The sequence below is a fragment of the Rhodococcus sp. NPDC003382 genome (genome assembly GCF_053589135.1).
Window position 1 is genome coordinate 28,987 of record NZ_JBSFRH010000042.1, and the last position, 25,213, is coordinate 54,199.

The following is a 25,213-nucleotide window of genomic DNA, read 5'->3' on the forward strand; positions in this document are numbered from 1 at the left end:
TCACCCCCTATGCACCCGGGTCTCCCGGGTGCGTCCCCGGCGACCCCTGAAAAGGATCGACACATGACCGACGACACCCGGCCGTTGCTGGCCGCGCTCTCCCCCGACGCCGAAGACCGCACGGCAGTCCAGGTCGGCGATCGGGCCCTCTCCCGTTCGGAACTGACCGCTGCTGCGGCTGCCGTGGCCGACCGCGTCGCCGGGGCGAGTGCCGTCGCCATCGATGCGACCGCAAGCCTCGAGACGATCGTCGCCGTCACCGGCTGCCTGACCGCCGGTGTCCCCGTGGTGCCGGTGCCCCCGGACTCCGGCCCTGCCGAGCGTGGACACATCCTGACCGACTCCCGCGCGCAACTCTGGCTCGGCGACCCTCGCGAGGACGTCGCGCTCGAGACCGTCCCGGTCGACATCACCGCCCGATCCGGGTCGACCCACCGAGAACCGGCCGCCGACCGAACCGCGATGATCATGTACACCTCCGGGACGACCGGTGCACCGAAGGGTGTGCTGCTCTCCCGCTCGGCCGTGGCCGCCGGACTCGACGGGCTGGCGCAGGCCTGGGACTGGAACCCGGACGACACCCTGGTCCACGGCCTGCCGCTGTTCCACGTCCACGGGCTGATCCTCGGGGTCGTCGGCGCACTGCGGCACGGGTCGCCGCTCCATCACACCGTCCGGCCGACCCCGGATTCCTATGCGGCTGCGGCGGGCTCGCTGTACTTCGGGGTACCGACCGTCTGGTCGAGGGTCTGCGCCGACGAGTCGTCCGCTCGCGCCCTCGGCTCCGCGCGACTGCTCGTGTCGGGGAGCGCACCGCTCCCGGTGCCGGTCTTCGAACGGCTGCGGGCGTTGACCGGATCGGCGCCCATCGAGCGCTACGGCATGAGCGAAACCATCATCACGCTGAGCACCCGGGTGGACGGCGAACGCCGCCCCGGGTGGGTCGGCCTCCCGATCGACGGGGTCCACAGCCGGATCCGGGACGCTTCCGGCGGCGACGTGCCGCACGACGGCGAGACCCTGGGCAACCTCGAGATCACGGGTGCCACCCTCTTCGACGGATATCTCCGCAACCCGGAGAAGACCGCCGAGTCGATGACCGCCGACGGATGGTTCCGGACCGGGGACATCGCGGTCGTGGACGAAACAGGATTCCATCGCATCGTCGGCCGCGAGTCGATCGACATGATCAAGTCGGGCGGCTACCGGATCGGCGCCGGCGAGGTGGAGGCGGCACTGCTCGATCACCCGGACGTCGGCGAGGCCGCAGTCGTCGGAGTCCCCGACGACGATCTGGGTCAGCGCATCGTTGCATTCGTCGTCGGCGAAGCGAACGACGCGCGGACGCTCTCCGACTTCGTCGCACGCACCCTGTCGATCCACAAGCGGCCCCGGGAGATCCACTTCGTCGACACGCTCCCTCGCAACGCTATGGGCAAGGTGCAGAAGAAGATTCTCGTGGAAGAGCACCAGGCCGGGCGGTGAGCGCGCTGACTCGGCGCCCACACAGCTACCGGCGGCGCACGGCGTAGGTCAGGTGGGTCACCCTCGGCGAGGACTCCACGTGTACCGGCTCCAGGGCCACTCGCTCCGCGTCCACACCCTCGAACAGGCGGATCCCGGAGCCGAAAAGCACCGGTGACAGCGCGATCGAGAACTCGTCGATCAGGCCGGCGTTCAGGTACTCGAGGATCGCGGCGCCGCCGCCCGCGATGCGGACGTCCCGGTCGCCGGCGACCGCTCGGGCCTGTTCGAGCGCGGCCTCGATACCGTCGTTGACGAAGTGGAAGGTCGTGCCGCCCGGCCGTTCCCACGGGTCACGCTTCTCGTGGGTCACGACGAACACCGGGGTGTGGAACGGCGCTTCCTCCGGCCACCCCTGCTCGCCGCCGTCGAACATGCGCTTACCCATCACGCTCGCGCCGGTGCGCTCGAACGTCTGCCGCAGGATGTCGTTGTCGCGTCCTTCCTCGCCGCCCTCGCCGAGTTTCAGGTTCTCCCGGAAGAACCGCTGCGGAAAGACCCACTGCTGCAGTTCCGTCCACTGCCGGCCCATCAGGTCGTCGAGGGACTCGGGCGCGATGAATCCGTCCAGCGACATGGACACGCTGAAGAACACCTTCCCGGTCATCAGCCCTCCGCCGCCTTCCGGACGATCTCGGTGACATAGGCGTCCAGGTGGCTCAAGGTCTGCCGGCCGCCCTCGACCGCGTGGTACTGCTCGACAGCCTGATCGCGCAGCTCCTTGGTGGGGAACACCGTGCGCATCTCGATCCGGGTCGCCGCACCGTCGGGCTCGAACGTCAGGACCGACTCGAAAGCGCTCGGGTCGCCCGGGTATTCACCGTGGACCAGCGCGATCCGCTCCGGCGGGGAGATCTCGGTCCAGGAGATCCACTCCTGGTAGTCCGTCCCGTCCGGGCCGTGCATCACGAAGTCCCACTCTCCGCCGACGCGGAAGTCGAACGCCCGCGTCGTGGTCGTGAACCCGTCCGGACCCCACCACCGTGACAGGTGCCGCACGTCGGTGAACGCCTCGAACACCAGATCCCTCGGTGCCTTGATGATTCGGTCGATCACGATCTCGCGGTCCGCCGTTGCGGACCGAGCCGGCACTCCTCGTCCCGTTGCGCTCATCAGCTATTCCTCTCGCGTTGTCTGCTCGAGTTCCTGCACGTACTTGTCCAACCGGTTGAAGCTCTGGTTCCAGAACCGCTCGAATCCGCCGGTCCAATCGTGAACCGGCCGCAGCCCGCGGGCGTCGAGGCCGTACAGGCGCTGCTTGCCGACCCTGCGGTCCCGCACCAGCCCGACCTCCCGGAGCACCCGCAGGTGTTTGGACGTCCCCGGCTGGGTCATCCTCAGCTCCTGGGCCAGCTCGGTCACCGGTCGCTCCCCCGCGCGCAACAGCATCAGGATCTCCCGGCGCTGCGGCTCCGCGATCGCGTTGAAGACATCCGACGTCGTTGCTGCTCGTGCCATAGCCCCAATCATATTCCCATATCGGAATGCGTCAATGGCAGAGAACCGGGAGGCTTCTACCGATGGGTCGCCGCACCGAACGTGTCCGACCCCACCCGCTTCATCTGCCATGACGAACACTGCCACGATCGAGTGGATCGCCTCCGAACTCGAGGGCGTCACCGAGTTGCTGCAGGCCGCGTACACGCGGATGAACGCGGTCAACGCCCGGGCGCGGTTACTGTATCCCCGAGCGTGAAGGCAGGTCAGCGCCCCGGCCGGTAACGCGACCGCGCCAGCGCGTGGGCCTGCGACAGCAACCCCCGCACGTCGGCGTCGGTTCCGCTGCCCGGATTCACCACCGACAGCCACCCGAGCGTGCCGTACACCGGATGCGCGAAGACCCGGTCGGGCACGCTCGGGTCGGTCGCGAGCGCGCCGGCCTCGCGCGGTCGCACGCCCGTCCGCGCGGTGAACGCATCCTTCCCCGCGAAGACGTTGAGCCGGAAGGCATCCGGACGATTCAGCTGTGACTTCTCGTCACCCGGGTAGTCCTTGGTCACGATCGTCGCGAACGGCTGGGTCCTCTCCGGTATCCGCCCGTCCGGGGCGTAGTAGAAGAACGTGTCGCCCCAGCTGATCTCGGGTGAGCCGTCGCCGGGAACCGGCCGCAAGGCCAGCACGCCGCCGGGTTCGGTGACGAAGTCGATGATCTCGTCGATACTCATGTCTCGAGTGTTTCATTCAAGTGCTTGTGGAGACCTGGACCGCAAACAGCGAGGAGAATCGGTGGAAAGTCGCCATTCGCGGCTGCGCACGAGCGACGTCGCGCGCGGTGCCGGGTACTCGGTCCAGCAGATCCGCAATCTCGAACGCGACGGCGTGCTGCCACCGGCGGCCCGATCGGATACCGGCTACCGGATCTACGGCGAGGAGCACCTGGAATCCGCATGCGCCTACCGGGCCCTGGCTGCGGGGGTGGGGCCGGTCGAGGCGAAGGCGATCGTCCGCGCGGCGCATACCTACCCGGCGTCGGATCTGCTCGCGCTCCTCGACGCAGCCCACGCACGCCTCCACACCGAACGCCGCGACCTCGCGCTCGCGCAGGAGGCGGCGGCGGCGATCTCCACCGAACCGATCGACGACGTCCACCCCTCCGACGCCATGAGCATCGCCGAACTCGCCGGCGCGCTCGGGGTGCGGGTCTCGACGCTGCGGCACTGGGAAGCGGAAGGGCTCCTCGTGCCGGACCGGGCCGGGGCGCGCGGCCCGCGCCGCTACTCCCCCACCGACGTGCGGGACGCGCGCATCGTCCATCAGCTGCGCCTCGCCGGGTACCGCATCCCGCAGCTGCGGCAGGTGCTGCCCCGGTTGCGGGCCGCCCGCGGCCGCGCCGAGCTGAGCGCGGCGCTGACCGCCCGGGGCGAGAACATCGATGCCCGCGCGCGGGCCCTGCTCGACGGTGCTGCCGCGCTTCGATCGCTGATCGGCCCGGCGCAATCCCCTAGGGTCGGTTGACCAACTGAGCCCGCAGGTCGCGGGCGAGATGGTCGCGCTGCTCGAGCACCAAGCGGCGCAGCGCCCCCGGAGCGTCCGGGTGCGCATCCAGCCAGCCGTCGGCGAGTGCGACGGTGTCGGTGTCCGGGAACAGGCCGACGACGATCCGCCGGGCGATCTCGATACTCCGCTCGTCCCACACCCCGCGGATCGCGGCGAAGTAGTCGGTGTCGTAGCGCGCGGTCAGGTCTCGTCGACCACCGGCGCGGAATCCCGCGATGGTCGCGTCGAGGTGCTCGTTGGACAGGCTGCGATCGGTGAGGATCGCGGTCCACGCGGTGGCCTTGACGTCGGCGGCGGGTCGGGCCGCGAGGGCACGCAGGTGCGCGGTGCGACCGGAACCGGTGTCGTCGCGGGTCAGTTCGCCGTCGAGGTCGGCGGCGTCGGCATGCCCGGTCGCGGCCAGCGCCAGCCACAGCGACCAGCGCAGGTCCGGGTCCAGCGCCAGCCCTTCGGGCGGCGGCGCGGCGCCGTCGAGGACGGCCCGGATGTCCGCGGCGCGGGCGTCGTCGTAGACGGCCGCCGCCGCGACCGTCCGCGCCCAGGCGAGTTGCGCGCCGGAGCCGGCGTCCGCGGCGTGCAGCGCGGCCCACGCGGAGTCGAGCCACGCGCGACGGTAGCCGGGGCGCGTCGCTTCCGGCAGGTAGTGCTCGATCGCGGTGGGAACGTTGCTCTGCACGGCGCTGAGCAGCGCAAGGTTCGATTCGGCCGGGGCGAAGCGCTGCGCCATCGTCACGTACCGGGTGGCGAGCAGTTCGGCGTCACGGGTGGCGTTCCACAACGCCGACCACACGAGACCGCGGGCGAGCGGATCGGTGATCCGGTCGAGCGACTCCTCGACGGTGGCGAGGGAGCGCGTGTCGAGCCGGATCTTCGCGTAGGTGAGGTCGTCGTCGTTGAGCAGCGTGAGAGGCGCGTCGGCGAGGTCCACCCGCGTGCGGCGCTGTTCGAGATCGACCTCGATGCGGTAGCGCCGCACCAGGTTTCCGCTTTCGTCGAAGTCGTACTGCCCGACCGCGAGGCGGTGCGGCCGCGGATCGCTCTGAACGATCTCGAACCCGCCGCTGCCGGCCGGTTCGAGGGTGAGCGTGGAGACGCCGGTGGTCTGCAGCCACGCGCGCGCCCAGCCGGTCAGGTCACGCCCCGAGGTCGCCGACAGTTCGGTGAGCAGATCGTCGAGGGTGGTGTTGCCGAAGGCGTGGGCACGGAAGTAGCGGCGGGCACCTTCGAAGAACGCGTCCCGGCCCACGTACGCGACGAGTTGCTTCAGAACGGAGGCACCCTTGGCGTAGGTGATGCCGTCGAAGTTCAGTTTGGCGGCTTCGAGGTCGACGATGTCCGCGACCACCGGATGCGTGGTCGGCAACTGGTCCTGCAGGTACGCCCACGCCTTGCGCCGGTTCGCGAACGCCACCCACGCGTCGGTGAACTCGGTGGCCTCGGCACTGACGAGCGAACCCATGTAGTCGGCGAAGGATTCCTTGAGCCACAGGTCGTCCCACCACTTCATGGTGACGAGGTCGCCGAACCACATGTGCGCCATCTCGTGCAGGATCGTGTTCGCCCGGCCCTGGTACTGCGCCGCGGTCGCCGCGCCCCGGAAGACGTAGGACTCGGTGAAGGTGACGCAGCCGGGGTTCTCCATCGCACCGAGGTTGTATTCGGGCACGAACACCTGGTCGTACTTGCCCCAGGGGTACGGGTAACCGAAGTGCTCGGCGAAGAAGTCCAGTCCCTGCCTGGTGATCTCGACGATCGCGTCGGCGTCGAGGTACTGCGCGAGTGACGCCCGGCACAGTACACCGAGGTCGACGGTGAGATCGTCTCGGCTCCATGATGATTCGACCAGATGATAGGGGCCGGCGACGACCGCGGTGATGTAGGTGGACATCGGCGGGGTCGGCGCGAACACCACGCGCTGCCCGCCTGGCACCGAATTCCGGTGCGCGACGGCCTGATTGGACACAACCTGCCACCCCTCGGGTGCGGCCACGTCGAAGGTGAACGGCGCCTTGAGATCCGGTTGCTCGAAGCACGCGAAGACGCGGCGCGCGTCGGCCGGCTCGTACTGGGTGTAGAGATAGGTCTGTCCGTCGGCGGGGTCGACGAACCGGTGCAGACCCTCCCCGGACCGGCTGTACTCGCCGGTCGCCGCGACCGTCACCACGTTGTCCTCGGCCAGCCCGCTCAACGCGATCCGCGCCCCGTCGTACGCGACCGCGACGGGGACGCCGTTGACGGTGACGGACTCGACCGACGGGCCCAGGAAGTCGAGCCAGGTCTCACTGGAGGTGGAGGTGAACTCGATCGTGGTGGTGGTCGCGAAACCGGTGGTCGCCGGATCGGGCGCGTCCCGCAGGTCCAGTTCCACGCGGTAGGCGTGCACGCGGACGGCGTTCGCGCGGGTCGCGGTCTCGGCTCGGGTCAGGTTCGCGGTGCTCACGCGACGATCCTATGGTGCCCGCACCCGGATCCGCCGTCACCGGAAGTGGCGTCGCGGGTCAGCCGAGCGGAACCCCGCCCACACCCCAGTTCTCGCGGGGCACCTCGGTGAGGGTCACCCACACCGACGACTCGGGTTTGCCGGAGGTTTCCGCGTAGGCCTTGGTGACCGCGGCGATGACGGCGGCCTTCTGCTCGGTGGTCAGGCCGGGTGTCTGGCTGATCTGGATCAGTGGCATGTAGGACACTGTGTCACAACCGTCCTCGGGCCTCTCACGCGCGCTGTGTAGCGTTCACGGCATGAGCAGGTTGGACGAAGTGGGCGAGCGCGACGCGTGGCGATGCTGGCTGTGCGACGAACCCGTGGACCCGGACATCTCGGTCAACGATCCGCGCGGCCCCAGCGTCGACGCCCTCACCACCGCGAAGAAGGGCGCGAAGGGCGGGCAGGAACGACTGGCTCACCGCGCGTGCAACACGAAGAAGGGCGCGGTGAAACCGGTGGTGCCGTGGGCCGAGCACCTCTTCGTCGTCGACCCCGCCCCGATCATCGGGGTGATGGATCAGCTCACCCGCAAGGGCGGCCGCGTCGCCGTCGCACGCTGCCCCACGGAAGCCGACGCGACCGAAGCCGGTGCCTGGCTGGTGGACCGGATGTCGCGCCTGGCACCCGACCTGAAGGTCGCGGCGCGGATCGACTCCGCCGGAGGCGGATTCCTCCTGTCGCTCACCGCGTCCTGAGCATCGGCCCCGGCCTGCCGACGGCTCTACTCGGCGGCGAGCAGCACGTCGGTGTCGAAGCAGGTGTGGGTGCCGGTGTGGCAGGCGGCGCCGGTCTGGTCGACGACGAGCAGCACCGTGTCACCGTCGCAGTCCAGCCGCACCTCGTGCACGTACTGGGTGTGCCCGGAGGTTTCGCCCTTGACCCAGTAGCTGTTGCGTGACCGCGAGAAGTACGTCGCCTTGCGGGTGGCGAGGGTGCGGGCGAGCGCCTCGTCGTCCATCCACGCCATCATCAGCACCTGGCCGGTCGACTTCTCCTGTACGACGGCCGCGAACAGCCCGGCGTCGTTGCGCTTGAGTCGGTCGGCGATCCGCGGGTCCAGAATGTTGGTCATCGCACCGTGATCCCTTCTGCCCGCATGGCGTCCTTGACCTGGGGAATGGTGAGTTCCCCGAAGTGGAACACGCTGGCGGCGAGCACCGCGTCGGCCCCGGCCTTCACCGCGGGCGCGAAGTGCTCGACGGCACCGGCGCCGCCGCTGGCGATGACCGGCACGGACACGGCGGCGCGGACGGCCTCGATCATCTTCAGATCGAATCCGGCCTTGGTGCCGTCGGCGTCCATCGAGTTGAGCAGGATCTCGCCGACCCCGAGTTCCTCACCGCGGCGGGCCCATTCGACCGCGTCGATGCCCGTGCCGCGGCGACCGCCGTGGGTGGTGACCTCCCAACCGGAGGGGGTGGGTTCCTGCCCTTCGGGAACGGTGCGGGCGTCGACGGACAGCACGATGCACTGGGCGCCGAACCGCTCGGACATCTCGCGCAGCACCTCGGGGCGGGCGATCGCGGCGGTGTTCACGCTGACCTTGTCGGCGCCGGCCCGCAGCAACCGGTCCACGTCCTCGACGGTGCGCACACCGCCACCGACGGTGAGCGGGATGAACACCTGCTCGGCGGTGCGGGTGACCACGTCCAGCATCGTGCCGCGGTCACCGCTCGAGGCGGTGACGTCGAGGAAGGTCAGTTCGTCGGCGCCCTGTGCGTCGTAGACGGCGGCGAGTTCGACGGGGTCACCGGCGTCGCGCAGGTTCTCGAAATTCACGCCCTTGACGACGCGTCCGGCGTCGACGTCCAGGCACGGGATCACCCGAACTGCCAGGGTCATGGTTGTTCTCCTTCGAGGCGGGAATCGGTCACCGATTCCAGTATGTCGAGTATCTCGTCGTGCACGCCGGGCGCGGCCGCGACCACCGAGCCGGAGCCGATCCGCCACGGTGCGCCGGTGAAGTCCGTGGCGATACCGCCGGCGGCGCGCACCAGCGCCACCCCGGCCGCGTTGTCCCACGGATGGTGCCCGAACACGACGGCACCGCCGAGTACCCCGGCGGCGGTGTAGGCGAGGTCGACACCGGTCGAGCCGTGCATCCGCAGCCGGGACACCCGGCGGCTCAGTTCGGTGATGACCGCGAGCCGTCGCCGGCCCGGGACACGGCCGCGGCTGTCGATGTCGAAGCTGCCGACGCCGACCATCGCGTCGGCGAGCCGCCCCGGCTTCAGCGGCTCGGCGGGCACGCCGTTGTGCAGCAGGGGGCCGTCGACCGCGGCGGCGAACCGCTCCCCCACCAGCGGCAGCCACGTCAGTCCGAGCACCGGGTCACCGTCCTGCACGAGCGCGAGGAGGATCCCGGCGGTGGGCAGGCCGGCGGAGTAGTTCACGGTGCCGTCGATGGGGTCGAGCAGCCACACCGTGCCCGTCCCGGCGCCGGGTCCGCCGAACTCCTCACCGTGCACCGCGATGCCGGTGCGCTCGGTGAGCTCGCCGCTGATGCGTCGCTCCAGCTCGAGATCGAGATCGGTGGCGAAGTCGTCGGGACCCTTGTCGACCGATCGGGGCGCGCCGCGACCGGCGACGAACCGCTCCGCCGCGCCGTCGAGGATCTCACTCGCGACCGCAAGCAGCCTCGACAGGTCGGCGGTGTCGGTCATCGGCTCACCGAGAGACGGCGTCGAGCGCTTCGGCCAGGGTGAACCGTCCGGCGTAGAGCGCCTTGCCGACGATCGCACCCTCGACACCCTCGGGCACCAGTGTCGCGATCGCCCGCAGGTCGTCGACGGTCGAGATACCACCGGAGGCGACGACGGGCGCGTCGGTCGCGTTCGCCACCTCGCTCAGCAGATCCAGGTTCGGGCCGGTGAGGGTGCCGTCCTTGGTGATGTCGGTGACGACGAACCGGGAGCAGCCGTCCTGGTTGAGTCGCTCCAGGGTCTCCCACAGATCGCCGCCGTCGGAGACCCAGCCGCGGCCGCGCAGGCGCCACTGGCCGTCGATGAGCTTGACGTCGAGACCGACGGCGATGCGGTCGCCGTACTCGGCTATGGCGCGGGCACACCATTCCGGGTTCTCGATGGCGGCGGTACCGATGTTCACGCGGGCGCAGCCGGTCGCGAGGGCCGCGGCGAGCGTCTCGTCGTCGCGGATGCCACCGGACAGCTCGACCTTGACGTCGAGCTCACCGATCACACCGGCGAGGAGGTCCCGGTTGTCGCCGCGACCGAAGGCGGCGTCGAGGTCGACGAGATGCACCCACTCGGCTCCGGCGTTCTGCCATTCGAGGGCGGCGTCACGCGGCGAGCCGTAGCTGGTTTCGCTACCCGCCTCTCCCTGGACGAGGCGAACTGCTTCACCGTTGACGACGTCGACTGCAGGCAAAAGGACCAGGCTCACTGCGCCCACAATAGTGCCTGGTGCCCTCGACCCGGAAAACGTGCCGCGGTCGACACTGCCGCAGATCCAGAAGACAGCCGCGCGCGGCGGGCAGCGCGCTCCTGTCTATTCGCTCGGCGGCTCTGCGCCGCCCGCGGATGCGCGGCGATTCCGTCACTCCCCCATCCGCGCGAGCACCGTCGACTCGAGTGCCGAGACGAACGTGTAGGCGACGATCATCGTGCCGGTACACACCACGACGGCGGCCCACAGCTTGTCGTACGAGAAGGTCGTGGTCGCGCGGAGCATGAGGTACCCGATGCCCGTCCCGGTCGCGAGCCACTCGACCAGCAGCGCGCCGACGACGGCGGCCGGCACGGCGATGCGGGCGGCGGCCAGCAGCGCGGGCAGTGCGGCGGGCAGCTGTGCACCGACGAAGGTGCGCAGGGCGCTTGCTCCGGATACCGCGAACACGTCGGTGATGCTGCTGGGCACCGCCCGCACGGCGGCGAGTGTCATCACGAGCGTCGGGAAGAAGGTAACGGCGGCACAGATGAAGGCGGCGGTGAACAGCCCCCGGCCGAAGATGATCATGAAGACGGGGGTGAACACGCCCAGCGGCACCGACTGCAGGACGATCGCCGGCGGCATCATCACGTATTCGAGCGCCGGGAACCGCACGAACGCGGTCACGAGCGCCAAGGCCACCGCGGTCCCCGCGAGGTAGCCGACGGCGGCCGACGACAGCGTCTGCCCCAGCGCGCCGAACACCTCGGCCCGGTGCGCGGTCGCGTCGTCGCCGGTGAGCAGGTAGCGGACGACGTCGTCGGGGGTCTTGGCGACGAACGAGCTGAGGTCGAACAGTTCGACGGCCGCCCACCACGCCCCGATCATGACGACCACCGACCCCACGAACCCGCCCGCGAGTCCGAGCAGCCCGACGCGGTGCCCGGCGGCGCCGGTCGTCCCGACCGTCACCGAGGACGCGGAGACGGTGCGCGTCCACGGTGACGTCACGCGGTTCACCAGCGCGGGAAGCGCATAGGCGATGCCCGCGACGGCGGTCGCCGCGAGCGCGAGCGCCCACGTGCGGGGCACCTGCAGTTGCTGCTGGGCCGTCATCATGGCGGGACCGAGACCGTCGGAGCCACCGAGATATTCACCGATGATGGCGCCGAGCACGGCGGCGGGTCCGGCGATGCGCAGACTGGCCAGCACGCTCGGAAGGCTCGCCCGCAGCCGCGCGAAACGCAGTTGCGCGCCGCGGCCGCCGCCGGCCGCGCGGACGACGTCGAGCACGGCCGGGCTCACCGATCGCAGGCCGACGAGCGCCCCCACCACGGTGGTGAGCACCACCCCGAGGGACGCGACCACGATCTTCGGGGCGTCCCCGTCGAGCAGCACGTACAGCACGGGCCCGATCGCCAGGACCGGCAGGAACGACACGATCGCGGCGATCCGCAGCACGAACGATTCCAGCCGCGGCACCAGCACGACCAGTCCGGCCGCGGCGAGCGCGACGACGTTGCCGGCCAGCCAGCCCGCCGCCGCGATCCGCACGGTCGCCGCGGTGTTGGCCGCGATCAGCGCACGGTCGTCGACGAACGCGCCGAGAACCGCTGCCGGGGTGGGAAACAGTGCCGGGCGCAGCAGCGCCAGACCCGTCCACACCAGTAGGAGAACAGCGAATCCCACTGTGCCCGAGATCAACCTGCGGTCGACCCGGAACGTCCTGCTCCGATGCGCCGGGACCGCCGTTGGGGTTTCGGTGACGGGCCGGGCGGCGGTGGCGGTACTCATCCCTCGACGTCGGCGAGCGCCGTCGCCAATTCGGGTCGGGCCGCGTAGATCTCGGCGAGCAGCGACAGATCGAACAGGTCCTCGGCGGTGATGTCGAGGCCGGAGTCGGCGAGGGTGGCGATGTTCTGCGCGACGAGTTCGTCGGTGACCGTCATGATCCCGGACCGGCGGGTGTCGCCGGTGACGACGAGCCCGGTCTGGACGTGGGCGATCTCGCTCTGCACGGCGGCGTCGAGACCGAGATCCGGTGCGTATTGCTCGATCGCGATGGTCGCCGCCCGGTCGGGATCCTTGATCGCGGCGATCCAGCCTTCGATCTCGGCGGTCAGGCAGGCGATCACGTCGGCGCGCCGATCCCCCGCGAGCGACGACTCGTCGGCTACGTACACCTGCGCGACGAGGGGGTAGCCGTGGTCGGCGAGCAGCAGCGTCGTGACGGCGTGCCCGGACGCGGCGAGGGTCACCGGTTCGTTGGTCACGAACGAGAACCAGCCGTCCACCTCGCCCGCGGTCAGCGGGGTGGGATCGAACTGGACGGGAACGGTCCGGACGGAGGCCGGGTCGATGCCGGCGCCGGCGAGGAATGCGGCCCAGACGGTTTCGTTGACCGCCTGGACACCGATGGTCTTGCCGACCATGTCCTGCGGGGTCCGGATCGGCGAGGAGGCGAGGGACGTGACGCAGTAGGGGTTCTTCTGGTACAGCGCACCGACGATCTTGACCCCGGCGCCGCCGTTGAGGCGCGCGGTCGCGACCTGGTCGGGGGACGACGCCACCCCGATCAGGGCCTTGCCCACTGCCACATCGATGGGCGTCGGGGTCGCGGTGGGTCCACCCTCGACGAGTTCCACCGTGTCGAAACCCTGTGCGGCGTAGAACCCGTCGGCGATCGCCAGGTAGGTGCCGGCGAACGAGACGCCGTGGGTGTACGAGAGACGGAACGTGAGCGAGCGCGAGCCGTCGGAGCCGCCGGCGGATTCGCCGTCGCTGCCGGAGCAGGCCGCCAGCAGGGCGGATCCTCCGCCGAGCAGCACGAGACCGCCCAGCGAGCGGGCGAGGAAGGCACGTCGGTGCATGGTCGTCAAAATGATTCTCCTGGGGAGTGCGTGCGGCCGGGTTGCGTCACCGGTCAGGCGGTGAGTCCGACGACCTTGTATTCGAGGTATTCGCCGGAATGCACGGCCTCGTGGGCGATCGGGGTGTCGGCGTCGGTGCACGACGGCAGGCACTCGATGATCGTGGACCAGTTCGGGGTGTGGAAGAACGGCATCGAGACGCGCTCGCGCTCCCACTTCTCCTGCGGCGGGGTGAGGATGCGGTGGCGGGTGGAGACCCAGCGGTCGTTGGTCCAGATCGCCATGAGGTCACCGATGTTGACGACGAAGGAGTTCTCGACGAACGGCACGTCGACCCATTCCCCGGTCGACCGATCGACGACCTGCAGGCCGCCCTCTTCGTCTTGGTACAGGATCGTCAGCGTGCCGGAATCGGTGTGCGGGAATTTGCGGTACTGTCCCTCGGCCGGCGGTGTGGTGATGGGCGGGTAGTAGTTCGCGCAGAGGTTGGTCAGGTGGTTGTCGAACATCCCGTCGAAGAAGTGCTCGTCGAGGTCGAGTCCGAGCGCGAAGAACCGCATCACCTCGAGGGCGAGGTGTTCGAGCTCGGCGTAGTACGCGAGCCAGCTGGGCCGGAAGTCCTCGAGACCGGGCAGGTCGGGCCAGCGGTTCGGACGCGACCACACCTCGTATCCCTCGGCGAGTTCGGCGGGATCGGCGATGCCGGGTTCACCGGCGCGGTTCATAGTGAACAGCTCGCACAGGTCGGGCGGCGAGTCCAGGCGGGTCGCGAAACCATCGGCGCTGGCCCCGTCGCGGCCCGGGGTGCTGGCCCGGCCCTCGTGGAACAGGCGCAGCCCCCGCAGCGTGACGTCACCGGGCGGCGCGGCGAGGTGCCGGCGCTCCTCGAGCGGCACGTGGAAGAAGTCGCGGGTCACGCTCAGCACCCGATCGATGAGCGCCCGGTCGATGCCGTGGCCGGCGATCACGAAGAATCCCGAAGTGCTGCAAGCCTTGTCGAGGGCACGTCCGACGGCCGCGCGCGCCTGCGAATCTCCGGTCAACGCCCGGGACAGGTCGATCTGCGGGATGTACCCGTCGATGAGAACGGGGTCGCCGGAAACGGTCGAAACGTTCGAATCAGTCACAGGGATCATCGAACGGGACGAAGATGACGGCTCCTCACCGTCAGGTAAATGATTCGTTACCGATGCAACTGAAACGCCGGCGCGGGCGCCTCGATGCAGTCGCCGACCGAGGAGACAGCGGCGCGCTGCATGCCACGCGCGGCTGTCTGCTGGGTCGGCGGGTGTCGCGCGGGGTCGTGGGCGCCGTCGATCATCACCCTTGATTTATACCCCTAGGGGGTATATCTTCGGTTGTGGCATACCCCGAGGGGGTACACGACCAGTCAGAGGATCACCTACATCCAGCCCGGAGAGGTGCCCGATGCACAACCATCAGCCCGAGAGCGAACCCGGCGCCACGAAGACGACTCTGCTCCCGGAACCACACGCCGGTCACGCCGGTCACGACGCGCACACCGCCGACGCCGCACACGGCCGTCACGATCGGCACGCGGGACACGGAGCCCACGGGGAGATGTTCCGGCGACGATTCCGGATCAGCCTCGTGTTGTCGGTGCCGGTCGTCGCGTTCAGCCACATGGTCGCCGAACTGTTCGGCTACACCCTCCCGCACGCCCCCTGGGTCGCGTGGATTCCGCCCGTGCTGGGCACGGTGATCTTCGTCTACGGCGGCATGCCGTTCCTCACCGGCGGCTGGGCCGAGCTGCGGTCCCGGCGGCCGGGGATGATGCTGCTGATCGGGATGGCGATCAGCGTCGCGTTCGTCGCCTCGTGGGTCACCACGCTCGGCCTGGGCGGCTTCGACCTCGACTTCTGGTGGGAGCTGGCGCTGCTGATCGTCATCATGCTGCTCGGCCACTGGCTCGAGATGCGCGCGCTGGGTTCGGCGTCCGGCGCACTCGAGGCGCTCGCCGCGATGCTGCCGGACACCGCCGAGAAGATCACCGACGATGGCACCCGCGAGGTGCCGCTGGACGAATTGACGGTCGGCGACCTGGTTCTCGTGCGGGCCGGAGCGCGAGTGCCGGCGGACGGCAACATCGCCGACGGCCGCGCCGAGGTCGACGAATCGATGATCAGCGGCGAATCCAAACCCGTCGTCCGGCAGGTCGGCGACACCGTCGTCGCCGGCACCGTCGCCACCGACAGCTCCCTGCGGGTACGTGTCACCGCAGTCGGCGAGGACACCGCTCTGGCGGGTATCCAGCGGATGGTCGCCGACGCACAGGCCTCGTCGTCCCGCGCGCAGGCCCTGGCCGACAAGGCCGCGGCGTTCCTGTTCTACTTCGCCGCGGTCACCGGCGCGCTCACCTTCGCGGTGTGGACGCTGCTCGGCAACCTCGACGAGGCGGTGGTGCGCACCGTCACCGTGCTCGTCATCGCCTGCCCCCATGCCCTGGGTCTGGCGATCCCGCTCGTGATCGCGATCTCCACCGAACGCGCCGCGCGGGCAGGGGTTCTGGTGAAGGACCGCCTGGCGCTCGAACGCATGCGCACCGTCGATGTGGTGCTGTTCGACAAGACCGGCACCCTCACCCAGGGTCGCCATCAGGTGACCGGCATCGCGCCCGCCACGGGTGTCACGGACGAGGAGCTGCTCGCCGTGGCCGCCGCGGTCGAGGCCGACAGCGAACACCCGGTCGCGCGGGCCGTCGTCGCGGCGGCGGAGGACCGTGTGCCCCACGACGCGCGGGTCACCGCCACCGACTTCCGGTCGCTGCCCGGCCGCGGAGTGAGCGCCGTCGTCGACGGTGTGGAGGCGACGGTCGGTGGACCGGCGATGCTGCGCGACCTGCAGCTCTCGGTGCCCGACGAGGTTGCCGCCGTCACCGGCGGATGGGTGCAGCGCGGCGCCTCGGTGCTGCACGTCGCGCGCGGCGCGCAGGTGCTCGGCGCGGTCACGCTTGAGGACGCGGTGCGCGACGAGTCACGCCGGGCGATCGAGGCCCTGCACGCCCGCGGGGTGCGGGTCGCGATGATCACCGGCGATGCACAGCAGGTCGCCGATGCCGTCGCCGCCGACCTGGACATCGACGAGGTGTTCGCCGAGGTGCTACCGGAGCACAAGGACGCGAAGGTCACCGAACTGCAGCAGCGCGGCCACCGGGTCGCGATGGTCGGCGACGGCGTCAACGACGCACCCGCCCTCGCTCGCGCGGACGTCGGTGTCGCGATCGGCGCGGGCACCGACGTCGCGATCGAATCCGCGGGGGTCGTGCTGGCTGCGGACGATCCGCGGGCGGTGCTGTCGATCATCGAACTGTCGCGTGCCGGCTATCGGAAGATGTGGCAGAACCTGGTGTGGGCCACCGGCTACAACATCGTCGCGGTGCCGCTCGCCGCCGGCGTGCTGGCCTTCGCCGGGGTGGCGATCTCCCCCGCGGTGGCCGCGATCCTCATGTCGGTGTCCACCATCGTGGTCGCGCTCAACGCCCAGTTGCTGCGTCGCCTCGATCTGGATCCGGCCCGCCTGTCGCGTCCGTGAACCACCCCGCGGCGTGGTCCGGCTAGCTGCGATCGTCCCCGCGCCCGTAGGCCCGGCGCGTCATCCGCGTCGAAACGACACCCATCGCGGCGATGGCGCCGGCGATGCCGACGAGGACGATGATCAGCCCGACGACCGGACCCGGCTGCAGCACGATCATCAGCACGGTGACGAGCGCGAGCACCGCGGTTGCCGAACCGACGACCGCGAGCGCCAGCTTCCCCAGCGGCAGATCCTTGCGTGGATCGTCGCCTCGGCCGCCGGCGCCGGTCACAGGCTGCCGACCCAGTTGCGCAGCAATGCCGCGCCGGCGTCTCCGGACTTCTCCGGGTGGAACTGCGTCGCCGACAGCGGGCCGTTCTCCACGGCGGCGAGGAACCTGACGCCGTGCTCGGCCCACGTGAGCTTCGGCGGGGCGATGCGTTCGGGTTCGGGCAGTTCCCACACCTGCGCGGCGTAGGAGTGCACGAAGTAGAAGCGGGTGTCGGCGTCGAGGCCGGCGAACAGCACCGAGTCGGCGGGAGCTTCGACGGTGTTCCAGCCCATGTGCGGCAGCACCGGGGCGTCGAGGCGGGCGACCGTTCCCGGCCATTCGCCGCAGCCCTCGGTCTCGACGCCGTGCTCGACACCCTTCTCGAACAGGACCTGCATGCCCACGCAGATGCCGAGGACCGGCCGGCCTCCGGCCAGGCGGGTTCCGATGAGCTTCTCGCCCCCGACGGCCCGCAGGCCCTTCATGCACGCGTCGAACGCGCCGACGCCAGGGACGACGAGGCCGTCCGCGTTGAGCGCGACCTTCGGGTCCGCGGTGACTTCGACGTTCGCTCCGGTGCGGGCCAGTGCCCGGGCAGCCGAATGCAGGTTGCCGGAACCGTAGTCGAGAAGGGCGACGTTCTTTGCGCTCATGGGTTCGATTCTATGGGTCGTGGTTTCGGGTCGGACGGCCCGGCAAGGCGGGCCAGGAGGGGAAGGACCGGAACGAGCACCGCGGCGATCGCGAAGGCCGCCGGGTACCCCGCGGCGGTCGCGAGTGCGCCGAGCAGAAACGCGCCGATGCCAGCACCGGCGTCGAAGCCGATGTTCCAGGCGGCACTCGCGGATCCGATGTGGCTTGGGCCGGCGCGACGGAACGCGACGAGCAGCGCCTCGTTCTGCACGATGCCGAAGCCGAGACCGAAGCATGCCGCCGCGCCGATCAGCGCAGGCGCGCCGGCGCGGTCGTCGGCGACGAGCGCGAACGGCACCATCGCGATCGCGGCGAGCGCCAAGCCGATCGGCAGCAACCGGCCCGCACCGATCCGGTCGGCCAGCGATCCCGCGCCGAACCGCCCGACGAGCGTGGACGCGCTCAGCGTGGCGAGGGCGATCGGCACCGGCAGGCCCACCGCCGCGATCTGCAGCAGCGACGTCAGGCCGCCGTAGGCGATGGCGCCGGCACCGATCGCCACGGTCGGCAGCAACAGTGCGAGCAGCGGAGGCCGGCCGTGCGTGGCGCCGGCGGCGGGTCGGACCCGCGGCAACCGTGCGGCGGCCACGAGCCCGAGTGTGGGCACGAGCGCACCGAGCACGAACACCGGTGCGGTCGAGAACCTTTCGGCCAGGAACAGGCCCAGCGGCAGACCGATCATCTGCGACGCGGCGATCGCGATGCCGAGGGCGCCGGTGGCGCGGCCCAACTGCCGGGCCGGGGTCAGTTCCGCGACCAGCGCGGCCGCGGCCACGGTGATCATGCCGAAGCCGATGCCGCGCACCGCCGAGATGCCCAGCACCACCGGCGGCGCGGTCGAGGCGAGCAGCCCCAGCGACGGCAGACCGAGCAGCAGGCACCCGGCGATCAGCAGTTGCCGATGTCCCCGGGCGCGCATCAGCTTCGGCATGGCCAGCTGGGTGAGCACCGTGGTCGCCATGAACACCGTCGTCACCGATCCGGCGAGCGTGTCGCTGCCTCCCGCCTGCGCGATCGCCCACGGGACGACGGGCAACAGCAACGAGAATCCGCCGAACGCGGCGGCCGCGAGAGCCCAGGACGCGAGAAGGCCACGGATGCCGAGCAGGCCCGGCGCAGCCGTCACAGCAACCTCAGGATCCCGGCGATCGCGGCGAGCAACGTCAGGGCCAGCAGCACCCCGGCGAACAGCTGGTTGCCGGCTTTCCATGCCGACCACGTTCCCCCGGCGGCCAGCCCTGCGACCAGGAAGCAGCCGTAGGTCAACAGGACATCCATCGGCTACAGGCTGCCCTTGGTCGACGGGATGCCGCTGACCCGCGGGTCCGGTTCGACGGCCTCGCGCAGCGCCCGCGCCACCGCTTTGAACTCGGCCTCGGTGATGTGGTGCTGGTCGCGGCCGTACAGCACGCGCACGTGCAGCGCGATACGGGCGTGGAACGCGAACGACTCGAACACGTGCTTGTTGATCACCGTGGCGTAGGGCACGCCCGGGTAGCCGCCGATCACCGAGTGCACCATGTAGTCCGGTTCCCCGGTGTGCACGCAGTACGGCCGTCCCGACACGTCCACCGAGGCGTGCGCGAGGGTCTCGTCCATGGGGATGAAGCAGTCACCGAAGCGGCGGATGCCGCGCTTGTCGCCGAGGGCCTGGTTGAACGCCTGGCCGAGCACGATCGCGGTGTCCTCGACGGTGTGGTGCGCCTCGATCTCGACGTCGCCCTTCGCGTGGACGGTCAGGTCGAAGGAACCGTGCTGGCCGAGCGCGGTGAGCATGTGGTCGTAGAACGGGATACCCGTCGAGATGTCGGTGCGGCCGGTGCCGTCGAGATTGATCTCGACGCTGATGCTCGACTCCTTGGTCGTGCGTTCGACCTTCGCGATCCGGTCGCTCATCGGGTTCCCTCGATTTCCGTTGCGGCGAGTTGCTCACTCACGCGCAACAATTCGTCGTTCTCGTGTGCCAACCCGATGGTGGTGCGCAGGTAGCCGGGGATGCCGACGTCCCGGATGAGCACGCCTTCGTCGAGGTAGCGCTGCCAGGTGGCGGGGGCGTCCGCGAACCGGCCGAACAGGATGAAGTTGGCGTCCGACGGGATCACCTCGTAGCCGAGGCGCGCCAGTTCCGCGGCGACGCGGATGCGCTCGGCGGTCAGTGCCGCGACCGACCCGAGCGTCTCCTCGGCGTGCCGCAGCGCCGCCCGGGCGGCGGCCTGGGTGATCACCGACAGGTGGTACGGCAGTCGCACCAGCAGCAGTGCCTCGACGACGGCGGGCGCCGCGGCGAGGTAGCCGAGGCGACCCCCGGCGAACGCGAACGCCTTGCTCATGGTGCGCGAGACGATGACCTTCGCCGGATACTCGTCGATCAGCGCGAGCGCGCTCGGCACCGCGGAGAACTCTGCGTACGCCTCGTCGACGATGACGATGCCCGGTGCGGCCTCGACGATCACCCGCAACTGGTCGAGCGGGATGCTGTGCCCGGTGGGGTTGTTCGGGCTGGTGACGAACACGACGTCGGGCTTACGGTCCCGGATCGCCGCGACGGAGGCCTCGATGTCGAGGGTGAAATCGTCGCGCCGGTAGGTCGCCAGCCACTCGGTCTGGGTGCCGTCGGAGATGATCGGGTGCATCGAGTACGACGGCACGAAGCCCATCGCACTACGGCCCGGCCCACCGAACGCCTGCAGGATCTGCTGCAGGATCTCGTTGGATCCGTTCGCCGCCCACAGGTTTTCGACACCCACTGCGACACCGGTCTGCCGGGTCAGGTAGGCAGCGAGGTCGGTGCGCAGGGCCACGGCGTCGCGGTCCGGGTAGCGGTGCAGCTCACGCGCCGCCTCACGCACGGCCTCGGCGACGTCGTCGACGAGCGCCTGCGTCGGCGGGTGCGGGTTCTCGTTGGTGTTCAGCTGCACCGGCACCGTCAACTGCGGTGCGCCGTAGGCGGATTTGCCGCGCAGGTTCTCGCGCAGGGGCAGGTCGTCGATGGTGATGCGGCTGCCGGGCACGGTCCCGGTCTGTGCGCCGCTCATCGCAGAGCCTCGAAACGCAGACGCACGGCCTCACCGTGGGCGGGCAGGTCCTCGGCGTTCGCGAGGGTGATGACGTGCCCGGCGACGTCCTGCAGCGCTTCGCGGCTGTAGTCGACGACATGGATGCCGCGCAGGAAGGTCTGCACGCTCAGCCCGGACTGGTGCCGCGCGCAGCCGGCGGTGGGCAGCACGTGGTTCGAGCCGGCGCAGTAGTCGCCGAGGCTGACCGGCGCCCACGGCCCCACGAAGATCGCGCCGGCGGCACGGACCCGCGCGGCCACCTCGGAGGCGTTCTCGGTCTGGATCTCGAGGTGCTCGGCGGCGTAGGCGTTGACGACCTGCAGGCCCTGCTCGAGATCGTCGACCAGGACGATGCCGGACTGGCTGCCGGACAGCGCGGTCGTCACACGTTCGCGGTGCTTGGTGATCTCGAGCTGCGCGGCGAGGGCGGCGTCGACGGCGTCGGCCAGGTCGGTGCTGGTGGTGACCAGGACCGAGGCGGCCATCACGTCGTGTTCGGCCTGGCTGATCAGGTCGGCGGCCACGTGCACGGCGTCGGCGGTGTGGTCGGCGAGGATCGCGATCTCGGTGGGCCCGGCCTCGGCGTCGATTCCGACGACGGCGCGGCACAGCCGCTTGGCGGCGGTGACGTAGATGTTGCCGGGGCCGGTGATCATGTCGACGGGGGCGAGCTCGGTCGCGGCGTCGTCGACGTCGGTGCCGCCGTAGCTGAGCAGCGCGACGGCCTGGGCGCCGCCGACGGCCCACACCTCGTCGACGCCGAGCAGCGCGGCCGCGGCGAGGATGGTCGGGTGCGGCAGACCGTCGAAGTCCTTCTGCGGCGGCGAGGCGATGACGAGCGATTCGACGCCGGCGGCCTGGGCCGGGACGACGTTCATCACGACGGACGACGGGTAGACGGCGTTGCCGCCGGGCACGTACAGGCCGACGCGCTCGACCGGCACCCAGCGTTCGGTGACGGTGCCCCCGGGCACGACCTCGGTGACGGTGTCGGTGCGGCGCTGATCGGCGTGGACGAGGCGGGTGCGGGTGATGGCGACCTCGAGGGCCGCGCGCACGGCGGGGTCCAGTTCGGCGAGCGCCCGGTCGATCGCGGCCTGCGGTACGCGTACCTGCGCGGGGCGCACGCCGTCGAACTTCTCGCTGTAGTCGAGGGCGGCGACGGCTCCGCGGTCGCGGATGTCGTCGACGACGGGACGGACGTGATGCAGCACCGCGTCCACATCCACTCCGCCTCGGGGCAGGGCGCCCCTCAGCTCCGCAGTGGTGGGGGTACGACCGCGCAGGTCGGTGCGGGCAAGCATGAGGTGTCCTCTCTCGTAGAACAGGGATCTGTTCCATTATCCGCGATACACGCAAACGAGTTGTCGGCCGGTCGCCCGGCGGCGCGGCGTCCCCGCCCCGGCGGCACCGATTCCGGGCTGCGGCGGTCCTATGCTGGGCGGCATGGACGACGACGCATCGCACCCGGCCACCCTGGGTGAGCTGATTCGCCGCCAGCGCGAGCTCGCCGCACTGCCGATGCGGCAGCTGGCCGCGATGGTGGGAATCTCGAACCCGTATCTGTCGCAGATCGAGCGGAATCTGCGGGCGCCGAGCGATCGGGTGCTCAATGCCATCGCCGAGCAGCTGCACCTGTCGGCGGACACCCTGACGGCCCAGGTCGCCTCCCCCGACGCGGCCAAGGAATCCGCAGTGCTGCAAGCGATCCGGGAGGATCCGGATCTGACCAACCCGCAGCGCCGGTCGCTGGAGGAGATGTACGAGGCGTTCCGAGAGGTGACCGTCGCCAAACGGAGACGGGGCATTCGGGACGAGTCGGACGAATCCCCGACAGCGTGACGTGATTCACATCTGAAACAAGTTCTACGACCGCGTCACAGCCCCTCGCAGGTCGGACGAGTGCCCGTGTGCCGTGTCACTACCTGCAGTGACCATGTACCTCGAAGTAAGGTGCGCGTCCCTGCGGTCCGTGTCACCCTCGGGCATCCCCCAACCATGACCTGAGGTGAGTCCGTGCTCGACCATGTGCACAAGAAGTTGAAGTCCAGCCTCGATCCGATCGGCTGGGCACCCGCCGTCGCGTCCGTGGCCGGACGCGCCGTCCGCAATCCGCAGAAGGTCGCCTCGGCGACCACCGGATACACCACGCGCCTGGCCAAGATCCCCGCCGCCGCCACCCGCGTGTTCAACGAGGCCGACCCGCAGCCGCCGCTGCCCGTCGATCCCCGGGACGGGCGGTTCAGCAACGCCGCGTGGAAAGAGAACCCCGCCTACTTCTCGCTGCTACAGAGCTACCTGGCCACCCGCGAGTACGCGCTCGAGCTCACCGAAGCCGGCGCCGGTGACCCGCTGCAGGACGGCAAGGCCCGTCAGTTCGCGAACCTGATGTTCGACGCCCTCGCGCCGTCGAACTTCCTGTTCAACCCCGCGGTGCTGACCCGCGCGCTCGAGACCGGCGGCGCGAGCCTGCTGCGCGGCGCCCGGTACGCCCTCGACGACCTGACCAACCGGGGCGGCCGGCCGCTGAAGGTCGACGTCGACGCCTTCAAGGTCGGCGAGAATCTCGCGGCGACGCCCGGCAAGGTCGTCTACCGCAACGATCTGATCGAGCTGATCCAGTACGCGCCGCAGACCGAGCAGGTGCACGAGATCCCGATCCTGGCGGCGCCGCCGTGGATCAACAAGTACTACATCCTCGATCTCGCGCCCGAGCGCAGCCTGGTCGAGTGGGCGATCCGCCACAACCGCACCGTGTTCATGATCTCGTACCGCAATCCCGACGAGTCCATGCACGACGTGACCATGAGCGACTACTACGCCCAGGGCATCGCGTCGGCGCTGGACGTGGTCGAGGAGATCACGGGATCGTCCCGCATCGAGGTGCTCTCCATCTGCCTCGGTGGCGCGATGGCCGCGATGGCCGCCGCGCGGTTGGCGGCCGAGGGCGACCGCCGCATCTGCGCGCTGACCATGCTCAACACCCTGCTCGACTACCGCGACGTCGGCGAACTCGGATTGCTGACCGATCCGGCCACCCTCGACAACGTCGAGTTCCGGATGCGCGCCCAGGGCTTCCTGTCCGGCCACGAGATGTCCGGCAGCTTCGACATGATCCGGGCCAAGGATCTGATCTTCTCGTACTGGGTATCGCGGTGGATGAAGGGTGAGAAGCCGACGGCCTTCGACATCCTCGCCTGGAACGAGGACAGCACCCGCATGCCCGCGGCCATGCACTCGCACTACCTGCGAACCCTCTACGGACGCAACGAACTCGCCGAAGGCGTGTACGAACTCGCCGGCAAGACACTGGATCTGGGCGACATCCGGTGCGACACGTACATCGTGGGCGCGATCAACGACCACATCGTGCCGTGGACGTCGTCGTACGAGTCGGTGCGGCTGCTCGGCGGCTCGGTCCGGTTCGTGCTGTCCAACGGCGGTCACATCGCGGGAGCGGTGAATCCGCCGGGGGCGAAGTGCTGGTTCGAGGCGGTCGGCGCACCCGACGCGGAAACCCCTGCCGCCCTTCCCGATTCGGCGCAGGACTGGAAGGAACGCGCCACCCGCACCACGACGTCGTGGTGGGAGGACTGGGCCGTGTGGTCCGGTTCGCGGGCCGGCGCGCTGGTCGCACCGCCGTCGATGGGCAGCACGGCACATCCGGCGCTGTGCGACGCACCGGGCACCTACGTCTTCGGATGACGCTCGGGTAGCGCGTTAGCAATCATCGTGCTAACTTGCTAACAGCGTCGTTCGAGGCGCTTCCACCACCGACAGAAGGACTCGTTATGACCTCCCCCAAGACCACCAACGCCGCCAAGGTCGCCACCGACGCCGCCTCCAAGGCCGCCACCGACGCGACCGACGCCGCCCAGAAGGTCGCCGCCTCCGCCACCCAGGCCGCCACCCGCGCCACGGAGGAGCTGAGCAAGGCCGTCGACGACACCACCGCCCGCGTGAACGACTTCAACGGCAAGATCGTCGACGCCGCCAAGCAGAGCGGCAACCTGGCCGTCGACACCTACGAGAAGACCGTCTTCAGCCTTCTCGACCTGCAGGAGAAGTTCGCCGAGGCCACCCCGATCGAGTGGGTCGCCGACCTCGCGAAGGCACAGGTCTCGTTCGCCCGCGAACTGACCGCCACCACCGCCACCACCGCCCGCGACCTCCTCAAGTGAGGCCCGTGCGCACCGTCCTCGCATCGAAGGACGGGAAACGCGCACCGGCTCCCGAGCCGCAGGCTTAGGGTGCGCGGCATGGATGCCGTATCACCCGCCGCGATCGCCGCGGCCCCGTTCCGCATCGGGGCCAGCGCGCACCGGTCGCCACGATCCATTCCTGCAGGCGCTCGAGGTCGTCGTCGGTGAAGCGGAGCCGCCTGCGCACCGGCGGC

The 25,213-nt window shown here is 70.1% G+C and carries 28 protein-coding genes; 8 read left to right on the top strand and 20 right to left on the bottom strand.

The window, feature by feature from the left end; translation table 11 throughout:
• The first annotated feature begins 63 nt into the window (after positions 1–63).
• On the top strand, positions 64–1,485 hold the full coding sequence (locus ACWDUD_RS23655; RefSeq protein WP_450110879.1) for an acyl-CoA synthetase: 1,422 nt from the start codon (positions 64–66) through the stop codon (positions 1,483–1,485).
• A 25-nt stretch (positions 1,486–1,510) separates the two neighbouring features.
• On the opposite strand, the gene ACWDUD_RS23660 is transcribed toward ACWDUD_RS23655, so the two are convergent.
• From ACWDUD_RS23660 to ACWDUD_RS23670, 3 genes are read right to left on the bottom strand one after another with little or no spacing between them, the layout of a single operon-like run.
• The gene (locus ACWDUD_RS23660) at positions 1,511–2,131 is read right to left on the bottom strand and encodes a dihydrofolate reductase family protein (RefSeq protein ID WP_450110880.1); all 621 of its coding nucleotides are present in this window, start codon (positions 2,129–2,131) and stop codon (positions 1,511–1,513) included.
• Positions 2,131–2,637, bottom strand: coding sequence for an SRPBCC family protein (locus ACWDUD_RS23665; RefSeq protein ID WP_450110881.1), 507 nt, complete (start codon positions 2,635–2,637; stop codon positions 2,131–2,133). The genes ACWDUD_RS23660 and ACWDUD_RS23665 overlap by 1 nt, the downstream gene beginning before the upstream one ends.
• 3 nt (positions 2,638–2,640) lie before the next feature.
• Complete coding sequence (locus ACWDUD_RS23670; RefSeq protein WP_450110882.1) at positions 2,641–2,982, bottom strand: ArsR/SmtB family transcription factor; 342 nt, start codon at positions 2,980–2,982, stop codon at positions 2,641–2,643.
• 109 nt (positions 2,983–3,091) lie between these two features.
• Between ACWDUD_RS23670 and ACWDUD_RS23675 the strand changes: the two genes are divergently transcribed.
• Complete coding sequence (locus tag ACWDUD_RS23675; RefSeq protein WP_450110883.1) at positions 3,092–3,220, top strand: hypothetical protein; 129 nt, start codon at positions 3,092–3,094, stop codon at positions 3,218–3,220.
• 7 nt (positions 3,221–3,227) lie between these two features.
• Here ACWDUD_RS23675 and ACWDUD_RS23680 read toward each other — a convergent pair whose 3' ends face one another.
• Complete coding sequence (locus tag ACWDUD_RS23680; RefSeq protein WP_450110884.1) at positions 3,228–3,689, bottom strand: DUF6194 family protein; 462 nt, start codon at positions 3,687–3,689, stop codon at positions 3,228–3,230.
• Between the two features lie 61 nt (positions 3,690–3,750).
• On the opposite strand from ACWDUD_RS23680, the gene ACWDUD_RS23685 reads away from it, so the two are divergent.
• Positions 3,751–4,479, top strand: coding sequence for a MerR family transcriptional regulator (locus tag ACWDUD_RS23685; RefSeq protein ID WP_248674899.1), 729 nt, complete (start codon positions 3,751–3,753; stop codon positions 4,477–4,479).
• Here the strand turns inward: ACWDUD_RS23685 and pepN are convergent.
• Positions 4,466–6,961 (bottom strand): aminopeptidase N, encoded by a 2,496-nt coding sequence (pepN, locus tag ACWDUD_RS23690; protein WP_450110885.1) that lies wholly within the window; start codon positions 6,959–6,961, stop codon positions 4,466–4,468. The genes ACWDUD_RS23685 and pepN overlap by 14 nt on opposite strands.
• Before the next feature lie 58 nt (positions 6,962–7,019).
• Positions 7,020–7,199 carry a tautomerase family protein gene (locus ACWDUD_RS23695; protein WP_197252026.1) on the bottom strand — a complete coding sequence of 60 codons (180 nt, stop codon included), beginning with the start codon at positions 7,197–7,199 and terminating at the stop codon, positions 7,020–7,022.
• Between the two features lie 61 nt (positions 7,200–7,260).
• On the opposite strand from ACWDUD_RS23695, the gene ACWDUD_RS23700 reads away from it, so the two are divergent.
• Positions 7,261–7,701, top strand: coding sequence for a hypothetical protein (locus ACWDUD_RS23700; RefSeq protein ID WP_450110886.1), 441 nt, complete (start codon positions 7,261–7,263; stop codon positions 7,699–7,701).
• 26 nt (positions 7,702–7,727) lie between these two features.
• Here the strand turns inward: ACWDUD_RS23700 and hisI are convergent, their stop codons facing one another.
• The 7 genes from hisI to ACWDUD_RS23735 all read right to left on the bottom strand — a co-directional run bounded on the left by hisI (position 7,728) and on the right by ACWDUD_RS23735 (position 14,390).
• Positions 7,728–8,078, bottom strand: a complete 351-nt coding sequence (gene hisI / locus ACWDUD_RS23705) for a phosphoribosyl-AMP cyclohydrolase (protein ID WP_197252028.1) — start codon at positions 8,076–8,078, stop codon at positions 7,728–7,730.
• Complete coding sequence (hisF, locus tag ACWDUD_RS23710; protein WP_450110887.1) at positions 8,075–8,848, bottom strand: imidazole glycerol phosphate synthase subunit HisF; 774 nt, start codon at positions 8,846–8,848, stop codon at positions 8,075–8,077. The genes hisI and hisF overlap by 4 nt, the downstream gene beginning before the upstream one ends.
• Positions 8,845–9,669, bottom strand: coding sequence for an inositol monophosphatase family protein (locus ACWDUD_RS23715; protein ID WP_450110888.1), 825 nt, complete (start codon positions 9,667–9,669; stop codon positions 8,845–8,847). Before ACWDUD_RS23715 ends, hisF begins: the two co-directional genes overlap by 4 nt.
• A 4-nt stretch (positions 9,670–9,673) precedes the next feature.
• Entirely contained in the window at positions 9,674–10,408 is a 735-nt protein-coding gene (gene priA / locus ACWDUD_RS23720; protein ID WP_450110889.1) for a bifunctional 1-(5-phosphoribosyl)-5-((5-phosphoribosylamino)methylideneamino)imidazole-4-carboxamide isomerase/phosphoribosylanthranilate isomerase PriA, read from the bottom strand.
• Positions 10,409–10,561: 153 nt separating this feature from the next.
• Positions 10,562–12,187: an ABC transporter permease gene (locus ACWDUD_RS23725; RefSeq protein ID WP_450110890.1), complete on the bottom strand. Its 1,626-nt coding sequence runs from the start codon at positions 12,185–12,187 to the stop codon at positions 10,562–10,564.
• Positions 12,184–13,263, bottom strand: a complete 1,080-nt coding sequence (locus ACWDUD_RS23730) for an ABC transporter substrate-binding protein (protein WP_450110891.1) — start codon at positions 13,261–13,263, stop codon at positions 12,184–12,186. The genes ACWDUD_RS23725 and ACWDUD_RS23730 overlap by 4 nt, the downstream gene beginning before the upstream one ends.
• A gap of 53 nt (positions 13,264–13,316) precedes the next feature.
• Entirely contained in the window at positions 13,317–14,390 is a 1,074-nt protein-coding gene (locus ACWDUD_RS23735) for an isopenicillin N synthase family dioxygenase (RefSeq protein WP_450110892.1), read from the bottom strand.
• 301 nt (positions 14,391–14,691) lie between these two features.
• Here ACWDUD_RS23735 and ACWDUD_RS23740 point away from each other — a divergent pair, with 301 nt between their 5' ends.
• Positions 14,692–16,815 (top strand): heavy metal translocating P-type ATPase, encoded by a 2,124-nt coding sequence (locus ACWDUD_RS23740; protein ID WP_450110893.1) that lies wholly within the window; start codon positions 14,692–14,694, stop codon positions 16,813–16,815.
• A gap of 22 nt (positions 16,816–16,837) precedes the next feature.
• Here the strand turns inward: ACWDUD_RS23740 and ACWDUD_RS23745 are convergent, their stop codons facing one another.
• Genes ACWDUD_RS23745 through hisD form a run of 7 tightly spaced genes read right to left on the bottom strand, consistent with a single transcriptional unit; the run spans position 16,838 to position 22,121 of the window.
• A complete protein-coding gene (locus ACWDUD_RS23745) occupies positions 16,838–17,089 on the bottom strand; it encodes a hypothetical protein (RefSeq protein ID WP_197251336.1) in 252 nt (83 codons plus the stop codon).
• The gene (gene hisH / locus ACWDUD_RS23750) at positions 17,086–17,721 is read right to left on the bottom strand and encodes an imidazole glycerol phosphate synthase subunit HisH (protein WP_197251335.1); all 636 of its coding nucleotides are present in this window, start codon (positions 17,719–17,721) and stop codon (positions 17,086–17,088) included. The genes ACWDUD_RS23745 and hisH overlap by 4 nt, the downstream gene beginning before the upstream one ends.
• Positions 17,718–18,860 (bottom strand): MFS transporter, encoded by a 1,143-nt coding sequence (locus ACWDUD_RS23755; protein WP_248674918.1) that lies wholly within the window; start codon positions 18,858–18,860, stop codon positions 17,718–17,720. The genes hisH and ACWDUD_RS23755 overlap by 4 nt, the downstream gene beginning before the upstream one ends.
• Before the next feature lie 23 nt (positions 18,861–18,883).
• On the bottom strand, positions 18,884–19,039 hold the full coding sequence (locus ACWDUD_RS23760; RefSeq protein ID WP_231610203.1) for a hypothetical protein: 156 nt from the start codon (positions 19,037–19,039) through the stop codon (positions 18,884–18,886).
• A gap of 3 nt (positions 19,040–19,042) precedes the next feature.
• Positions 19,043–19,657: an imidazoleglycerol-phosphate dehydratase HisB gene (hisB, locus tag ACWDUD_RS23765; protein ID WP_197251333.1), complete on the bottom strand. Its 615-nt coding sequence runs from the start codon at positions 19,655–19,657 to the stop codon at positions 19,043–19,045.
• Entirely contained in the window at positions 19,654–20,796 is a 1,143-nt protein-coding gene (locus tag ACWDUD_RS23770; protein ID WP_197251332.1) for a histidinol-phosphate transaminase, read from the bottom strand. The genes hisB and ACWDUD_RS23770 overlap by 4 nt, the downstream gene beginning before the upstream one ends.
• Positions 20,793–22,121: a histidinol dehydrogenase gene (hisD, locus tag ACWDUD_RS23775; RefSeq protein ID WP_248674894.1), complete on the bottom strand. Its 1,329-nt coding sequence runs from the start codon at positions 22,119–22,121 to the stop codon at positions 20,793–20,795. The genes ACWDUD_RS23770 and hisD overlap by 4 nt, the downstream gene beginning before the upstream one ends.
• A gap of 142 nt (positions 22,122–22,263) precedes the next feature.
• On the opposite strand from hisD, the gene ACWDUD_RS23780 reads away from it, so the two are divergent.
• From ACWDUD_RS23780 to ACWDUD_RS23790, 3 genes are all read left to right on the top strand, one after another.
• Positions 22,264–22,659 (top strand): helix-turn-helix domain-containing protein, encoded by a 396-nt coding sequence (locus tag ACWDUD_RS23780; RefSeq protein WP_450110894.1) that lies wholly within the window; start codon positions 22,264–22,266, stop codon positions 22,657–22,659.
• 174 nt (positions 22,660–22,833) lie between these two features.
• Positions 22,834–24,522, top strand: a complete 1,689-nt coding sequence (locus tag ACWDUD_RS23785) for a PHA/PHB synthase family protein (RefSeq protein ID WP_450110895.1) — start codon at positions 22,834–22,836, stop codon at positions 24,520–24,522.
• A gap of 86 nt (positions 24,523–24,608) precedes the next feature.
• Positions 24,609–24,998 carry a hypothetical protein gene (locus ACWDUD_RS23790; RefSeq protein ID WP_450110896.1) on the top strand — a complete coding sequence of 130 codons (390 nt, stop codon included), beginning with the start codon at positions 24,609–24,611 and terminating at the stop codon, positions 24,996–24,998.
• Positions 24,999–25,213 lie beyond the last annotated feature (215 nt).

Coding starts and splice junctions, on each gene's coding strand:
- ACWDUD_RS23655 (WP_450110879.1), top strand. CDS start 64: ATGACCGACGACACCCGGCCGTTGCTGGCCGCGCTCTCCCCCGACGCC.
- ACWDUD_RS23660 (WP_450110880.1), bottom strand. CDS start 2,131: ATGACCGGGAAGGTGTTCTTCAGCGTGTCCATGTCGCTGGACGGATTC.
- ACWDUD_RS23665 (WP_450110881.1), bottom strand. CDS start 2,637: ATGAGCGCAACGGGACGAGGAGTGCCGGCTCGGTCCGCAACGGCGGAC.
- ACWDUD_RS23670 (WP_450110882.1), bottom strand. CDS start 2,982: ATGGCACGAGCAGCAACGACGTCGGATGTCTTCAACGCGATCGCGGAG.
- ACWDUD_RS23675 (WP_450110883.1), top strand. CDS start 3,092: ATGACGAACACTGCCACGATCGAGTGGATCGCCTCCGAACTCGAGGGC.
- ACWDUD_RS23680 (WP_450110884.1), bottom strand. CDS start 3,689: ATGAGTATCGACGAGATCATCGACTTCGTCACCGAACCCGGCGGCGTG.
- ACWDUD_RS23695 (WP_197252026.1), bottom strand. CDS start 7,199: ATGCCACTGATCCAGATCAGCCAGACACCCGGCCTGACCACCGAGCAG.
- ACWDUD_RS23700 (WP_450110886.1), top strand. CDS start 7,261: ATGAGCAGGTTGGACGAAGTGGGCGAGCGCGACGCGTGGCGATGCTGG.
- hisI (WP_197252028.1), bottom strand. CDS start 8,078: ATGACCAACATTCTGGACCCGCGGATCGCCGACCGACTCAAGCGCAAC.
- hisF (WP_450110887.1), bottom strand. CDS start 8,848: ATGACCCTGGCAGTTCGGGTGATCCCGTGCCTGGACGTCGACGCCGGA.
- ACWDUD_RS23715 (WP_450110888.1), bottom strand. CDS start 9,669: ATGACCGACACCGCCGACCTGTCGAGGCTGCTTGCGGTCGCGAGTGAG.
- ACWDUD_RS23725 (WP_450110890.1), bottom strand. CDS start 12,187: ATGAGTACCGCCACCGCCGCCCGGCCCGTCACCGAAACCCCAACGGCG.
- ACWDUD_RS23730 (WP_450110891.1), bottom strand. CDS start 13,263: ATGCACCGACGTGCCTTCCTCGCCCGCTCGCTGGGCGGTCTCGTGCTG.
- ACWDUD_RS23740 (WP_450110893.1), top strand. CDS start 14,692: ATGCACAACCATCAGCCCGAGAGCGAACCCGGCGCCACGAAGACGACT.
- hisH (WP_197251335.1), bottom strand. CDS start 17,721: ATGAGCGCAAAGAACGTCGCCCTTCTCGACTACGGTTCCGGCAACCTG.
- ACWDUD_RS23760 (WP_231610203.1), bottom strand. CDS start 19,039: ATGGATGTCCTGTTGACCTACGGCTGCTTCCTGGTCGCAGGGCTGGCC.
- hisB (WP_197251333.1), bottom strand. CDS start 19,657: ATGAGCGACCGGATCGCGAAGGTCGAACGCACGACCAAGGAGTCGAGC.
- ACWDUD_RS23770 (WP_197251332.1), bottom strand. CDS start 20,796: ATGAGCGGCGCACAGACCGGGACCGTGCCCGGCAGCCGCATCACCATC.
- hisD (WP_248674894.1), bottom strand. CDS start 22,121: ATGCTTGCCCGCACCGACCTGCGCGGTCGTACCCCCACCACTGCGGAG.
- ACWDUD_RS23780 (WP_450110894.1), top strand. CDS start 22,264: ATGGACGACGACGCATCGCACCCGGCCACCCTGGGTGAGCTGATTCGC.
- ACWDUD_RS23790 (WP_450110896.1), top strand. CDS start 24,609: ATGACCTCCCCCAAGACCACCAACGCCGCCAAGGTCGCCACCGACGCC.